Genomic DNA, 14,893 nt, shown 5'->3' with positions numbered 1-14,893 from the left:
TAGAACTAGGTAGTGCTTTAACTAAAGCTTTAGGAGTTAGCTTTTTGTAATAATAGCAGCGAGTAGTTTTTTAGCTCTTAAGAGTTTTACTTTAACATTATTAATAGGTTCGTTAAGTACTTCTGAAATTTCTTTATAACTCAATTCTTGAAAATATCTAAGGTTAATTATTTCTTGATAATGTGGTTTTAGCTTTTTAATATCTCGGAGTAATTTTGCTAAATTTTGTTCTGTAATAATTTTATCTTCAGGTGTAGGTGAATTATCAACGATATTAAAATAATTGTCGTCGTTATCTTTAGAGGTATTTCTAATCGAATGTTTTTGTTTTCTAACTAAGTCTATATGGATATTTTTGGAAATGGTAATAAGCCACGTTTTAAACTTATAATCCTCATTGTAAGTCTCAATCTTGTCAAAAGCTCTAGAGAAAGTTTGAATGGTAATATCTTCTGCATCATTCTCATTAGAAGTTCGCTTAAGTTGAAACGCAAAAACATCATTCCAATACGTATCCAAAAGGAAATTGAACGCAATTTGATTGTTGTTTTTTGCTTTACTTATAGCTTCTTTTATTTCCAATGCTTGGGTTTAGATATCAAATTAATTATAAAGATACTTAATTGAGAGGTAACAAGTAATATTTCTAAAATAGGCATCCAAAAAATGAGATCTGATTCTTTAAGTTTTTGAGCAGAGAACCCAAAACAAAACCATTGAATTATAAACCTCAATATTATTAAAATCGTAACCCATAGCCATGAGAATCCAATAAAACATAATACGATTCCTAAAATCCAGAATAACAATTGTGTTATGTAAAATAAGCCTAACAATATTTTATGTTTAGACTTATAGTGTTTTGCAGTGCTAATGTGTCTTCTTTTTTGTAATACCCAAGCTTTAAATGATGTCTTAGGTTCTGATATTGTAAAACTTTCTTTAGTAAAACAAATGGCTGTATTTGAAGGGTTAGAGACTTCATTGATGAATAAATCATCATCTCCAGATTTAATGGACATATGACTGCTAAACCCGCAATTATTAAAAAATAAATCTTTTTTGTAAGCCATATTACGGCCAACTCCCATGTACGGGGATTTCATATTAGCATATGAAAAATACTGTAAGGCTGTCATTACAGTTTCGAACCGAATAAGTTTGTTTAAAAGAGAAAATTTCTTTTTAGCATAGGCTCCATAGCCTAAAACTATAGATTTTTCATTAGAAAAATGACTGCTTAAGTGGGCTAACCACTCATTTGAGTTTGGTTTACAATCTGCATCCGTAAAAACTAAAAACTCATGTTTAGAGGCTTTAATACCTAGGGTAAGTGCGTATTTCTTATTGCCCCAAAATGCTTCACTTACTTTAACATTAACTAATTTTATAGAATTATAATTAGAGGCAAACTCTTCCATGATTTCTAATGAATCATCTGAAGAACTGTCGTTAACAAGAACAATTTCGAAATTTGAATAGTTCTGATTTAATATTAAAGGAATGTTTTTCTTTAAATTTTCTGCTTCATTTTTAGCGCAGATAATAATAGATATTGGAATGTGTTTCTTTATGCGTGTTTCAGCATGTTTAATTCCAAAAGAAAAGAGAAAACTGAGGTAATAAATAATTTGAACACTAACTACTGCAATAAATGCATAAAATAGTATTAAAGTAAGAGTCATTAATACTTATGAATGTTGAGGTTCGCTACAGTCTTTGTATTCGTCTGGCGATTTTCCACAAAAACCACAAGCCTCTCCATCTTTATTAAGCATAGGGTTTTGACTCGCACAAGTGCCCGCAAATTTCCCGTCTTTCTTTGCCCAAATCTTTATTGCAATTCCTGCTACTGCTAAAGCTAATAATCCTAATGTAAGTAAGAGTAATTTCATCTGAATTCTTGAATTTAATGCAAAGATAACGCTTTTACATTTATTTTAATGTTCCTTTAGTTGGTACTTCATCACAAATAATAATTATATAAGCTTTTAAGGGGATTGTTTTTTAAACAAAAAAAGAGGCACAATTAATATTGCGCCTCTTTTAGGATTAATTAACTAATAATTTATTAGTTGTCTTTTAAAGAAATTTCTGCAACTTCAGTATCGTTTTCGTTAGCGTTATCTCCTTTTGTACCAATTTTTATACTAAGTGCTAAAGCGTCTTCCATGTAAGGAATTTGTTTTAACCTACGGTCAGACTCATCTAGAATACCTAGATTAACCATTTTATCTTGTAGTTCTGCCCAAATTTGATATTGTTGTTCTTTCGGTAATTGAGGAAGTGTAACAACATCTATCATAGATGTTTTTTCAACAGAATTAATGTAAGCTACGGTTTTTAAGTTCTTAGCACGTTCATTACCATTTATAACATATTTCTTAGCATCCGGATTGTTAAGTTTTAATAACTCTCTAGATAAATCATCTAATTTAGAATTGTTATTTTGAATGTCACTGCGCAGATCAAAAATTTCTTCTACTACAACGTTGTTTTCATTTTTAAGTTCTTCATTTTTCTGATAAAACATAAAAGATGTTACCGCAAAGATTACTGCTGCTGCACTCGCAGCAAAACTGTACCAAGGGGTTTTTCGCTCTTGTGTTAAATGAATCACTTTAGTATCGCTAGATTCATCTAAAGAATTTAAAATATCTCCGAGAAGATCTTTTGGTAAATCTACAGCGCCAGCTTTCGCAATAATTTCTAAATTATCTTGAAGTTTTTCATAAGCTTCTGCTGCTTCAGGATAATTTGAAATAAAATGCTCGACTTCTTTAGACTCTTCTGAGGAAATGTCTCCAACCAAATACTTCTGAAGTAGGTCGGAATTTAAAAAGGTTTGTACTTGTTTTTCCATGATCAAATAATTTATGGATTATAGACTTTTTTCAGCTCTCTCAATCCTATTTTTAATCTAGATTTAATTGTTCCTAGCGGAATATCTAATTCGTCGCTAGCTTCTTGTTGTGTCATACCTTGAAAAAATAAAGCATCTAACACAATTTGATATTTTTCTTCTAGTGTTCCAACATGTTTCTTAATGTCCATGACATCTTCATTGAAATTTGTTGTTGGTAGAATATATACGTTAGAAGTTTCAATTTGGACTTCTTTATGATAACGATTATTAAAACTTCTTAGTTTATCTATGGCTGTATTTCTAGCAATACGGAACAACCATGTAAAAAGTTTTGCTTTTTTTGGGTCGTATTTCAAATGATTTTTCCAGACCTTAATAAAGGTTTCTTGGAGGGCATCTTGCGCTACTTCTTCATTAATGGTGATTTTTAAAATCACACCATAAAGACTATTAGAATAATTTTCATATAGCAAATTCAACGCTCGTTTATCTCCTTTTTGAAGATAATCGATAATTTTTTGTTCTGTAGGAGTAATACTCAAAATACTAAAATCTTGTTTTTTTTGATGTTTTAAAACGTCTAATAATGAATTTGTAGGCGTAAATATAATTAAATACACCAAATGGTGACCTATATAAAAAAATAGAATAGTTCTATATCTTAAAAGGGATTGATTAATAGTGTTTTAAGAAGGTAAAACTATTCTAAATTATAAGTCACAATTTAAACTGTGTATTTTGTTATTATAGAATGTTAACTTCAGTCTCAATCTTAATATTAAATAACCTTTTTACAGTTTTTTGAATGAGTTGTGCTAGCTCTAAAATGTCTTTTCCGCTAGCATTACCATAATTGACTAAGACTAAGGCTTGTTTATCATGAACTCCATAATCTTTAAACCGCTTTCCTTTAAATCCAGCTTTTTCAATAAGCCAACCTGCAGGGATTTTAACTTCATCTGCTGAAATTGCATAAGATGGAGCGTCAGAAAAGTTAGTTTGTAATGTTTTAAAAACTTCTGTTGATACTATTGGGTTTTTAAAAAAACTACCACTATTTCCAATTTCTTTAGGGTCTGGTAATTTGCTTTGTCTAATAGCTATAACGGCGTTAGAGATGTCTTGAATTGTTGCGTTTACTATTTGTAAAGCGTGTAATTCATTTTTAATAGCTCCGTAATCTACTCGTAATTTATGATTGTTTTTAGTCAATTTTAAATTTACGCTAGTAATTATATAGTTACCTTTTAAATCTTGTTTAAAAATAGATTCTCTATAACCGAAATTACAATCTGATTTTGAAAATATTTTTAAATTTTGATGATTTACGTTTATAGCTTCACAACTTACAAATACATCTTTAAGCTCTACACCATAAGCACCAATGTTTTGTATTGGTGCTGTACCCATATTTCCAGGAATTAAGGATAGGTTTTCAATACCACCATAATTATGCTTTAAACACCAGAGTACAAAGTTGTGCCAGTTTTCGCCAGCCATGGCTTTAATAATAACGCTATCGTCTGTTTCGCTAACAACCTCGATACCTTTTAAGTTAATATGAAGAACGAGTGCTTCAATATCCTTGGTCAATAGCATATTGCTCCCGCCTCCTAAAAAAAAGAGCGGTTTAGAATGCTGTTCTCTAAGAATATTTTTAAGCGTTTCCATAGACCTAATATCACAATAAGATTGTGCATTAGCATCAATACCAAAGGTGTTAAAAGGTTTTAAAGAAGCGTTATTAATAATAGTCATTAGTCTTTATATACTTTTAAAGCTTCTTCAAGTATTTTAACTGCAATGATTAAACTTTCTTCGTTTAATACATATGCAATTCTAATTTGATTTAATCCAACACCAGGTGTAGAATAAAAACCAGCAGCAGGAGCAACCATTACCGTGTCATTATTGTATTCAAAAGATTCTAAAAGCCATTTAGCAAAATCGTCCGTATTTTTTACGGGCAATTCAGCAATACAATAAAATGCACCATTAGGTTTTGCAACTTTTACACCTTCAATTTTTTCAAGCTCAGTAATTAACGTATTTCTACGTTTTACGTATTCTTCTTTAACATCATCAAAATAACTTTGAGGTGTATCTAAAGCTGCTTCACTAGCAATTTGTGCTAATGTAGGAGGACTTAATCTTGCTTGCGCAAATTTTAAAGCTGTTTTTATAAATTCTTTGTTTTTTGAAACTAAGTAACCAATACGTGCGCCACACATACTATATCGTTTAGAAACAGAATCTATAATTATAGCATTTTCTTCTAAACCTGGTTCTTGTAAAATAGAGTAGTGTTCAATACCATCGTATACAAATTCTCTGTAAACTTCGTCAGCAATTAAAAATAAATCGTGCTTCTTAACAATTGCAGCCAATTGTTTTATTTCTTCTTTAGAATATAAATAGCCTGTAGGATTTCCTGGATTACAGATTAATATAGCCTTGGTTTTTGGAGTAATAAGCTTTTCGAATTCTTCAATTGCAGGTAAAGCAAAATTATCTTCAATTTTAGAAATTACAGGAACTACTTTAACACCAGAAGCAATAGAAAACCCATTATAGTTAGCATAAAATGGCTCTGGAATTATAATTTCGTCATCCTTATCCATGATGCTACCAAATGTAAATAAAAGAGCTTCACTTCCTCCAGTAGTAACAATGATATCGCTATGAGATACATTTATAGAATTACGTTTGTAATATTCCGCAATTTTCACTCTATAAGTCTCAGAACCTTCAGACCTACTATAAGCTATAGTTTCTAAATTGTGGTTTTTAACGGCATCAAGAGCCACTTGAGGAGTTTTTATATCTGGCTGACCTATATTGAGGTAGTAAACGTTTTTTCCTTGTTTGTGTGCAGCTTCAGCATACGGTACCAATTTTCTAATTGGCGATTCTGGCATGTTGATGCCTTTGTTTGATATTATTGGCATATAATATGATTTTTAAAAGTGCAAAGTTCTGAAAATTATTAAAGCTTATAGGTTAAAAAGCGTAAAAAAAATGAGCCCTTAATTTAAGGACTCATTCTAAGCTGTTATTTGTAAACTAGATTATTGTTCTAGCATACTTTTATTTTTCTTTTCTAAAACACTTGTCTTATCAGAATCTACCACTAAACCTTTAATTTTTAAAGCTACAGTAGGTGTTTCCGCATTAGAAAATACAGTAATTGTTTTTCTAATAGGGTTAACTCTTTTAGTATCGTATTTTACTTCTATCTCACCGGTTTCTCCTGGCATAATAGGATCTTTTGGTTTCTTTGGTACCGTACAACCACAAGTAGATTTTACATTAGAAATTACTAAAGGTGCATCTCCTGTATTTGTAAATTCAAATACTCTTACTCCATTAGAACCTTTCTCAATGGTTCCGTAGTCAATAACATCTGTCTTAAACTCGATTTTTGCTATTTTTTCTTGAGCGAAAGAACCAAAGCTTATTAGTCCTACAAATAAAATTGCTATTAAATTTTTCATCATTTTAATTTTAAAATTGATTAGTCAAAACTAGTCACTTTTTCGTTCCAATCAAAATTTATTAGTTGTAATGCATGGCTTTTAACAGATTTTACGGTTTTTAAGCTCATATTATTACCTTAATAATTTTTCGAAATAGGAATTATAAGTACTTTTGACAGTTATATTACAAAAACAATACCAAAACATGGAAATTCCATCAAAATATAATGCACAGTCAGTAGAAAATAAGTGGTACGACTACTGGATGCAAAATAACTACTTTCATTCTGTGCCAGATGAAAGAGAACCTTATACTATAGTTATTCCTCCTCCAAATGTTACAGGAATATTACATATGGGGCATATGTTGAACAATACCATTCAAGATGTATTGATTCGTCGTGCACGTTTAATGGGGAAAAATGCGTGCTGGGTTCCTGGAACGGATCATGCCTCTATTGCTACAGAAGCAAAAGTTGTGGCTAAGCTAAAAGCGCAGGGCATTGATAAAAATGACCTATCTCGCGAAGAATTTTTAGAACACGCTTGGAAGTGGACAGAAGAATATGGTGGTGTTATCTTAGACCAACTTAAAAAGTTAGGATGTTCTTGTGATTGGGACAGAACTAAATTTACCATGGACGATGATATGTCTGAAGCTGTAATTAAAGTGTTTGTTGATTTATACAATAAAGGCTTAATTTATAGAGGTTACCGAATGGTGAATTGGGATCCTGAAGCAAAAACAACGTTATCTGATGAAGAAGTAAACCATGTTGAAAAACAAGGCTTACTTTATTATTTAGAATATAAAATTGAAGGCAGTGACGAAAAGTTAACCATCGCAACCACACGTCCTGAAACAATTTTTGGTGATACCGCCATTTGTATTAATCCAAATGATGAGCGTTTTACACACTTAAAAGGAAAGAAAGCGATTGTTCCTATTTGTGGACGCGTTATTCCTATTATTGAAGACGAATATGTAGATGTTGAATTTGGTACAGGTTGTTTAAAAGTAACACCTGCTCACGATGAAAACGATAAAGGTTTAGGAGATAAACATAATTTAGAAGTGGTTGATATCTTTAATGATGATGCGAGTTTAAATAGCTTCGGAATGCATTACGAAGGTCAAGATCGTTTTGTAGTTAGAAAAGCAATTTCTAAAGAATTAGAAGAAGCTGGTATTTTAGTTAAAACTGAAAATCATATTAATAAAGTAGGAACTTCTGAACGTACAAAGGCTGTTATTGAGCCACGTTTAAGTGATCAATGGTTTTTAAAAATGGAAGATTTAGCGCAACCTGCTATCGATGCTGTTTTAAAGAATGGTGATATTAAACTTTTTCCTAAGAAGTTTGAAAATACTTACAGACACTGGATGGAGAATATTCGTGATTGGAATATCTCACGTCAATTACTTTGGGGACAACAAATTCCTGCATTTTATTATGGGGATGGAAAAGAAGATTTTGTAGTTGCAGAAACTATAGATGAAGCTTTAAAATTAGCACAAGAGAAAACAAAGAATTCAGATTTAAAAACAGAAGATTTAAGACAAGAAACAGATGCTTTAGATACATGGTTTAGTTCTTGGTTGTGGCCAATGAGTGTTTTTGATGGTATTCGTAATCCTGAAAATGAAGAAATAAAATACTATTACCCAACCAACGATTTAGTAACGGGTCCAGATATTTTATTCTTCTGGGTTGCACGTATGATTGTTGCTGGTTATGAATATAAAGATGAAAAGCCTTTTGAAAATGTTTATTTAACAGGATTAGTGAGAGATAAACAAAGACGAAAAATGTCTAAATCTCTTGGTAACTCACCAGATGCTTTAAAACTTATTGAAGAATATACAGCAGATGGTGTAAGAGTAGGCTTATTATTAAGTTCTGCAGCCGGAAACGATTTAATGTTTGATGAAACATTATGCCAACAAGGTAAAGGTTTTGGTAACAAAATATGGAATGCTTTTCAATTAACGAACCTTTGGGAAGTTGCAGATATTGAACAACCAAACTCAAGTAAAATTGCTTTAGAATGGTACGAAGCTAAGTTTCAGTCTGTATTAGTAGAAATAGAAGATCATTTTAGTAAATACAGATTAAGTGATGCTTTAATGTCTATTTATAAGTTGATTTATGATGATTTCTGTGGTTGGATGTTAGAGATGGTTAAACCCGCTTATCAACAACCAATAGATAGAACAACTTACAACAAAGTAATGTCTATTTTTGAAGATAACTTAAAAATCGTTCATCCATTTATGCCTTTCTTAACGGAAGATATTTGGCAATATATTAAAGAGCGTTCACCAGAAGAAGCTTTAATTATAGCAAAATGGCCAGAAGCAAAACCTATTAATGAAACTTTAATTTCTGAGTTCGATTTTGCCTCAGAAGTTATTTCAGGAATTAGAAACATTAGAAAACAAAAGAATATAGCTTTTAAGGATGCTATTAGTTTCTCTGTGGTTAATAATGAAAATGCAACAACTACTTTTGATGCTGTAATTTCTAAATTGGGTAATCTAGAGAGTTATGATTATGTAACGGAAGCTGTAGAAGGTGCTTTAACTTATCGCGTAAAATCTAACGAGTACTTTATTCCGATGGAAGGAAGTATAGATGTTGAGGCTGAAATAGCGAAGCTTACTGAAGAGTTAAGTTATACAGAAGGTTTCCTTAAGTCTGTACAAAAGAAACTATCTAACGAGCGTTTTGTAGCAGGTGCACCAGAGCAAGTTGTAGCTTCTGAGAAAAAGAAAGAAGCTGATGCTTTAGCTAAGATTGAAACAATCAAAGCGAGTTTAGCGAGTTTGAAATAAAATTTTTTTAAAATATTTTATAATAAAAAAGACTACCGTAAAGGTGGTCTTTTTTATTTACCATTCATTAATCTTATTACTATCCAATTTTACAAAAATAAAGAGTAGAATAGTAAAACCCCAAAGTCCTGAGCCTCCATAACTAAAAAAGGGTAGAGGGATTCCGATAGTTGGAATTAAGCCCATAACCATACCTATATTAATGGTGAAATGGACAAATAATATTGACGCAACTCCGTAGCCATAGACACGACTAAATTGAGATTTTTGTGCTTCAGCAAGATATAATATTCGAATTATAAGCATCACAAAAAGGAGTACAACAAAACTCGTCCCCATAAAACCCCATTCTTCACCAACGGTACTAAAAATATAATCGGTGTGTTGTTCTGGTACAAATTTACCTGTAGTTCTTGTCCCTTGAAGAAATCCTTTTCCTTTAAGGCCACCAGAACTAATAGCGTGTTCGGACTGAATAAGGTTGTAAGCTTCTACCTTTTTCATTCGTTCAAGTTTAGCAGGGTCTTTTTCTAAACGTAACCAAAGACTAATTCTATTTTGTTGATGTGGCTGTAAAGCATGGTCATAAAACAATTTTACACCATAAGAAAATAGGACACAAGCAACGAGAACAGTAATATGTTGAATAAGTGCTCCTCGTTTTTTCTTTCTTGAAAAATAGAAAGTAAAAATGATAACAGCAACGACTATGGCAGTAATTAAAATACCAAATTTTAAACCAATTACGGCAAGTATAATCAGGCTTAAAGCTATTGTTAAGTATACTTGTTGTAAACCTTCTCTATAAAAAACAAAGAAAAAGGATAGATAGACAATAGTACTACCAGCATCATTTTGAAGTAAAATTAGTAGCGCAGGGGTAAAGATTATAGCCGCCACTCTAATTTGATCTTTAATGGTTTGCATGTTGGTTTGCAAATCACTCATATACCTAGCAACAGCAAGTGCTGTAGCAAATTTAGCAAATTCACTAGGTTGAATCGTCATACTACCAATACCATACCATGAGCGTGCTCCATTCACTTCTTTTCCAAAAATGAATAGGCCAACTAAGGCAAGCATGGCGACGACGTAAATGACACTCGCAAATTGTTCATAAAATTTAGCTTCAACCGAGAGTATTAAGACAATGAGGACAAGGGTTAACCCGATAAACATCATGTGTTTACCGTAAAGTTGATCGGTGTCAAAATAACTAGTAATTTCACCTATATGTGAAGCTGATAAAATATTAAGAAACCCAAAACCTACTAATAATAAAAATAGAATAATAGTAATCCAATCGAACTTAAAGTGTCTTTGATTTGCTCTTAGCATGTAAATTTATAATTTTAAGTCGCTTGTATCCGGCAGTTCTACAGCGTAATTATCAATGACTTGGAGTTGTGATCCTCTGTTTATTTGAAAAGGTTCACCAGAATAAGGTTTTTTGTATTCGTTTTCTAAGCTATGAGTTAAAATCCAATCTTCTAAATCTGTTCGTGTAATATTACCGTTAATGTATTTTTCAATCATTAAGCTCGCCATTTTTCCTGCAAAACGACCTCCCCAATAGCCATTTTCAACAAAAATAGCAATTGCTATTTTCGGGTTGTCTTTTGGAGCAAAAGCAACAAAAATGGAATGATCTGTCAGTTGTGTTTTTACGCTATCTATTTTAATAAAGTTTTCTGCGGTTCCCGTTTTTCCACAGATGTCAATACCAGGAACTTTTAAATGCACTGCAGTACCATAATTATAAACATCGAACATTCCTTGTACAACGGGTTCAAAATTTTCTTTATCTATTGTTGTGTATTTTGGTGTTGTATATTTTTTTGGAATAGTATCTCCTTCAATATTTTTTATAATATGAGGTGTGTAATAATAACCTCGATTGGCAATTGCGGCTGTCATGTTGGCTAATTGAATAGGGGTTGTTTCAACCTCTCCCTGGCCAATGGCGTTAGACACAATATATGTTGAACCCCAACGGTTATCACCGTAAGCTCTGTCGTAATAATCCCCGTCTGGAATTCTACCTTTTCTACCTACAGACAAATCATTATTTAAAAAGTTACCTAAGCCAAAACTTTTAGCATGATTAGCCCAAACGTTCATTCCTTCACCAGCATCATCATATTTGTCTATGATTTTGCGATACACATTAACAAAATAACCATTGCAAGATTGAGAAATACCCCAATTCATATTGGTTGGGTTGCTATGGTGATGACAACCTGTTAGTTTTCTACTACCATAATAATAGCCCATTCTACATGTGTAAGTATCATTAACATCGACAACTCCTTCTTGTAGTCCAATAAGTGCATTCATAACTTTAAAGGGTGACCCTGGTGCGTATTGCGCTAGTAGTCCCCGGTCATATAACGGTTTTGCTATTGTGTCATAATGTAATTTTGTGTAATTCTTAGAACGATTTCTTCCGACTAAATCATTTGGATTATAACTAGGACCTGTTACCATGGCTAATATTTCTCCATTATTTGGATCAATGGCTACGATTCCCCCACGTTTATGCTTCATTAATAATTCACCATAAGCTTGTAACTCTGCATCAATAGTAATGGTAATGTCTTTGCCTGGTTTTGGTAAGGTATCATAAATACCTTCTTTGTAAGGGCCAATATTTTTGTTGAATCTATCTTTTTGAATAAATTTAATACCCTTAACGCCACGCAAAACGTCTTCGTATGTTTTTTCTACACCTTGATTACCAATTAAATCACCTAACTTATAGTAGGGTTGTTTCTCAATGATAGAACGATTAACTTCTCCAATATCTCCTAAAACATTAGCACCAATGGTTGTTTGATAAGATCTAAGTGAGCGTTTTTGAATATAAAACCCTTCAAATTTTCTCATTTTTTCTTGAAGCACAGCATAATCTTTTTTTGAAAGCTGAGGCACAAAAGGTGATGGAAGTCTAGGTGAATAGTTTGTTGCTTTTTTTAGTTTTTTATCGTAATCCTCTCTTGTTATTTTTAAAAGATTACAAAACTCATTAATTTCTAACGAATCTAGAGGGGTTACTTCTCTAGGAATAACCATAACATCATAAGATGGTTGGTTAGCAACTAGTAATTGGCCATTTCTATCATAAACATAACCGCGTTTGGGGTAATTATATTCTTTTTTGATGGCAATATCTTCAAAAATATTATACGCAGAATTATCATAAACTTGAAGGTAAAATAAACGCGCTATAAAAACAAGGCCAACAAGAATAACAGTTGTAAGTAATAACAGTTTTCTCATTTTCGGTTTCGACTAAATAAAATTATTAGTAAGACACTAAGTATAATAGTGAAAATACTAGCGAATAACGTTTTCTTTAAGATTAAAAGTATTTCAGAAACGTTAAAAACTTCTAAAGAAAAAAGAATTAAATGATGAAGTATCGTCCCGATTGTAATATAACTAAGTAAGCTTCCGATTTCGGTGGTATTAAACTTAATCGATTGATGCTCGTAAAGCATACCAAAAGAGCTTTTTAGAAGTAATGGTCTGGCGTAGGCTAAACTTACTGCAGCTGCTGCATGTACACCACCAGAATCTGAAAATAAATCTACAAGAAGTCCTAACATAAAACTGATAAAGAGAAATAGAAGTCGTTCTTCTCTAACAGGAAATAGAAATATGAAAATAATATAGACGTAAGGATTGATGTAGCCTAAAAAATTAATATGATTACATATTACAACTTGAATTAAAAGTAGTAAAATAAACCGAACGATATTTGTACCAGTCACATTATTCATCACTTTTGTTTTCTAATGTTCTAATTTGATTTCGGTCTAGATTTTCTAAAATGTACACTGTGCCAAGATTAGTCATATCATTAAACAACCTAACCTCTATTGTGTAAGTATCTCCACTAATATCTGTTTTAAAACTATCAATTGTACCAATGCCAATTCCTTTTGGAAATATTGAAGATTCACCACCTGTTATAATGGTGTCTCCTTCTTTAATTGGTGCGAATTGAGACACATCCTCTAATTGTACAAAGACAGGAGATTTTCCGTTCCATGTTAATGATCCAATATGATTAGAAGACTTCAGTTGCGCGTTAATTTGACTCTTTTGATTTAAGATAGATAATGTTCTAGAATAATTTTTAGACGTATTGTCTATAATTCCTATAATACCATTAGAAGTAATAACGCCAAGATCTTCCTTTATGCTATCGTTTTTTCCTCTGTTTAAAGTAAGATAGTTATTCGGTAAAGAATAACTGTTTTTATAAACTTCAGCGGTGGTCACTCTATATTTAGATTTTTGATATGTGGTATCTATAAGAGTTGAATCTTTTACAATAGGTAAATTAAGCAGTTTTTCTCTTAAAAACCTATTCTCTTCAACAAGGAGGTCGTTTTCTTTTTTTAAGTAGAAATATTGGTCTACAGAGTTCATTGTACCATAAACTCCTCCAGTTAAAATATTAGCTGAATTTATAAATTTACTTTTGTGATACGAATGCGACTGAATAGTGAGCGATAAGGCTATACTTAAAAGTAATAAAAACAACAGAAAGGTTTTGTTTCTTATAACAAAATTGAATATTTGTTGCATTATTTACTTCTTATTTAATCAATATACTTTTGTATTTAGATAAGCTCTTAAGGACAATTCCTGTACCTCTAACCACAGCTCTTAAAGGATCTTCTGCAATATATACAGGTAAATCTGTTTTTTGAGATAGACGTTTGTCTAATCCTCTCAACATTGATCCACCTCCAGCTAAATAGATTCCGGTATTATAAATATCAGCAGCTAACTCTGGTGGAGTTTGAGATAAGGTTTCCATTACAGAATCTTCAATTCTTAAAATAGATTTATCTAAGGCTTTAGCAATTTCACGAAATGAAATTTGAACTTGTTTTGGTTTTCCTGTTAATAAATCACGTCCTTGAACGCTCATGTCTTCTGGAGGTAATTCTAAATCTTCTGTTGCTGCACCAATCTGAATCTTTATTTTTTCAGCAGTCCTATCACCAACATATAGGTTATGTTGTGTTCTCATGTAATAGATAATATCATTTGTAAAAACATCACCTGCTACTTTTACAGATTTATCACAAACAATTCCTCCAAGAGCGATAACTGCAATTTCAGTGGTTCCACCACCGATATCAACAATCATATTTCCTTTTGGCTGCATAATGTCTACACCAATACCAATAGCGGCTGCCATAGGTTCATGTATTAAATAGACCTCTTTACCGTTAACACGCTCACATGATTCTTTTACGGCACGCATTTCTACTTCCGTAATTCCAGATGGAATACAAACAACCATTCGTAAAGCAGGATTGAAAAATTTCTTTTTCAATGCGGGAATGTTTTTAATAAACATACTTATCATTTGCTCAGAGGCATCGAAATCAGCAATAACCCCGTCTTTTAAAGGACGAATGGTTTTAATGTTTTCGTGCGTTTTTCCTTGCATCATGTTGGCCTCTTTACCAACGGCTATGATTTTTCCGCTAATGCGGTCTCTTGCGACTATCGATGGATTATCAACAACAACTTTATCGTTGTGGATGATTAATGTATTTGCGGTTCCTAAATCTATGGCTATCTCTTCCGTAAGGAAATCAAAAAATCCCATGTGCTATTATTGATTATTTTGGGTTGATTTTGTCTTAATTAATTAGACTATCTGTAAATGTAATAAATAATACGATATTT

General features: G+C 31.9%; 14 protein-coding genes. 1 reads left to right on the top strand and 13 read right to left on the bottom strand.

The window, feature by feature from the left end:
• Positions 1 to 36 precede the first annotated feature (36 nt).
• The 8 genes from HM985_RS01080 to HM985_RS01045 all read right to left on the bottom strand — a co-directional run bounded on the left by HM985_RS01080 (position 37) and on the right by HM985_RS01045 (position 6,360).
• A complete protein-coding gene (locus tag HM985_RS01080; RefSeq protein WP_179374461.1) occupies positions 37 to 582 on the bottom strand; it encodes an RNA polymerase sigma factor in 546 nt (181 codons plus the stop codon).
• Entirely contained in the window at positions 573 to 1,685 is a 1,113-nt protein-coding gene (locus HM985_RS01075) for a glycosyltransferase (RefSeq protein ID WP_179374460.1), read from the bottom strand. Before HM985_RS01075 ends, HM985_RS01080 begins: the two co-directional genes overlap by 10 nt.
• A gap of 6 nt (positions 1,686 to 1,691) precedes the next feature.
• Positions 1,692 to 1,895, bottom strand: coding sequence for a membrane or secreted protein (locus HM985_RS01070; RefSeq protein WP_179374459.1), 204 nt, complete (start codon positions 1,893 to 1,895; stop codon positions 1,692 to 1,694).
• Positions 1,896 to 2,071: 176 nt separating this feature from the next.
• Positions 2,072 to 2,863 carry an anti-sigma factor gene (locus HM985_RS01065; RefSeq protein ID WP_179374458.1) on the bottom strand — a complete coding sequence of 264 codons (792 nt, stop codon included), beginning with the start codon at positions 2,861 to 2,863 and terminating at the stop codon, positions 2,072 to 2,074.
• A gap of 11 nt (positions 2,864 to 2,874) precedes the next feature.
• Positions 2,875 to 3,408 (bottom strand): RNA polymerase sigma factor, encoded by a 534-nt coding sequence (locus tag HM985_RS01060; RefSeq protein WP_179374932.1) that lies wholly within the window; start codon positions 3,406 to 3,408, stop codon positions 2,875 to 2,877.
• Between the two features lie 202 nt (positions 3,409 to 3,610).
• Entirely contained in the window at positions 3,611 to 4,624 is a 1,014-nt protein-coding gene (murB, locus tag HM985_RS01055; protein WP_179374457.1) for a UDP-N-acetylmuramate dehydrogenase, read from the bottom strand.
• Positions 4,624 to 5,814 (bottom strand): pyridoxal phosphate-dependent aminotransferase, encoded by a 1,191-nt coding sequence (locus HM985_RS01050; protein WP_179374456.1) that lies wholly within the window; start codon positions 5,812 to 5,814, stop codon positions 4,624 to 4,626. The genes murB and HM985_RS01050 overlap by 1 nt, the downstream gene beginning before the upstream one ends.
• Before the next feature lie 120 nt (positions 5,815 to 5,934).
• On the bottom strand, positions 5,935 to 6,360 hold the full coding sequence (locus HM985_RS01045) for a DUF1573 domain-containing protein (protein WP_179374455.1): 426 nt from the start codon (positions 6,358 to 6,360) through the stop codon (positions 5,935 to 5,937).
• A gap of 187 nt (positions 6,361 to 6,547) precedes the next feature.
• Here HM985_RS01045 and HM985_RS01040 point away from each other — a divergent pair, with 187 nt between their 5' ends.
• Positions 6,548 to 9,178, top strand: coding sequence for a valine--tRNA ligase (locus HM985_RS01040; protein ID WP_179374454.1), 2,631 nt, complete (start codon positions 6,548 to 6,550; stop codon positions 9,176 to 9,178).
• Positions 9,179 to 9,235: 57 nt separating this feature from the next.
• Here HM985_RS01040 and rodA read toward each other — a convergent pair whose 3' ends face one another.
• Genes rodA through HM985_RS01015 form a run of 5 tightly spaced genes read right to left on the bottom strand, consistent with a single transcriptional unit; the run spans position 9,236 to position 14,813 of the window.
• Positions 9,236 to 10,516 carry a rod shape-determining protein RodA gene (gene rodA / locus HM985_RS01035; RefSeq protein ID WP_179374453.1) on the bottom strand — a complete coding sequence of 427 codons (1,281 nt, stop codon included), beginning with the start codon at positions 10,514 to 10,516 and terminating at the stop codon, positions 9,236 to 9,238.
• Between the two features lie 6 nt (positions 10,517 to 10,522).
• Complete coding sequence (locus HM985_RS01030; RefSeq protein ID WP_179374452.1) at positions 10,523 to 12,457, bottom strand: peptidoglycan D,D-transpeptidase FtsI family protein; 1,935 nt, start codon at positions 12,455 to 12,457, stop codon at positions 10,523 to 10,525.
• On the bottom strand, positions 12,454 to 12,960 hold the full coding sequence (locus HM985_RS01025; protein ID WP_179374451.1) for a rod shape-determining protein MreD: 507 nt from the start codon (positions 12,958 to 12,960) through the stop codon (positions 12,454 to 12,456). The genes HM985_RS01030 and HM985_RS01025 overlap by 4 nt, the downstream gene beginning before the upstream one ends.
• Positions 12,953 to 13,774: a rod shape-determining protein MreC gene (mreC, locus tag HM985_RS01020; protein ID WP_179374450.1), complete on the bottom strand. Its 822-nt coding sequence runs from the start codon at positions 13,772 to 13,774 to the stop codon at positions 12,953 to 12,955. The genes HM985_RS01025 and mreC overlap by 8 nt, the downstream gene beginning before the upstream one ends.
• 10 nt (positions 13,775 to 13,784) lie before the next feature.
• The gene (locus HM985_RS01015; protein WP_179374449.1) at positions 13,785 to 14,813 is read right to left on the bottom strand and encodes a rod shape-determining protein; all 1,029 of its coding nucleotides are present in this window, start codon (positions 14,811 to 14,813) and stop codon (positions 13,785 to 13,787) included.
• Positions 14,814 to 14,893: the final 80 nt, after the last annotated feature.

The sequence above is a fragment of the Winogradskyella wichelsiae genome, assembly GCF_013403925.1.
Lineage (GTDB): Bacteria > Bacteroidota > Bacteroidia > Flavobacteriales > Flavobacteriaceae > Winogradskyella > Winogradskyella wichelsiae.
This window is presented reverse-complemented; position numbering and strand designations above follow the sequence as displayed.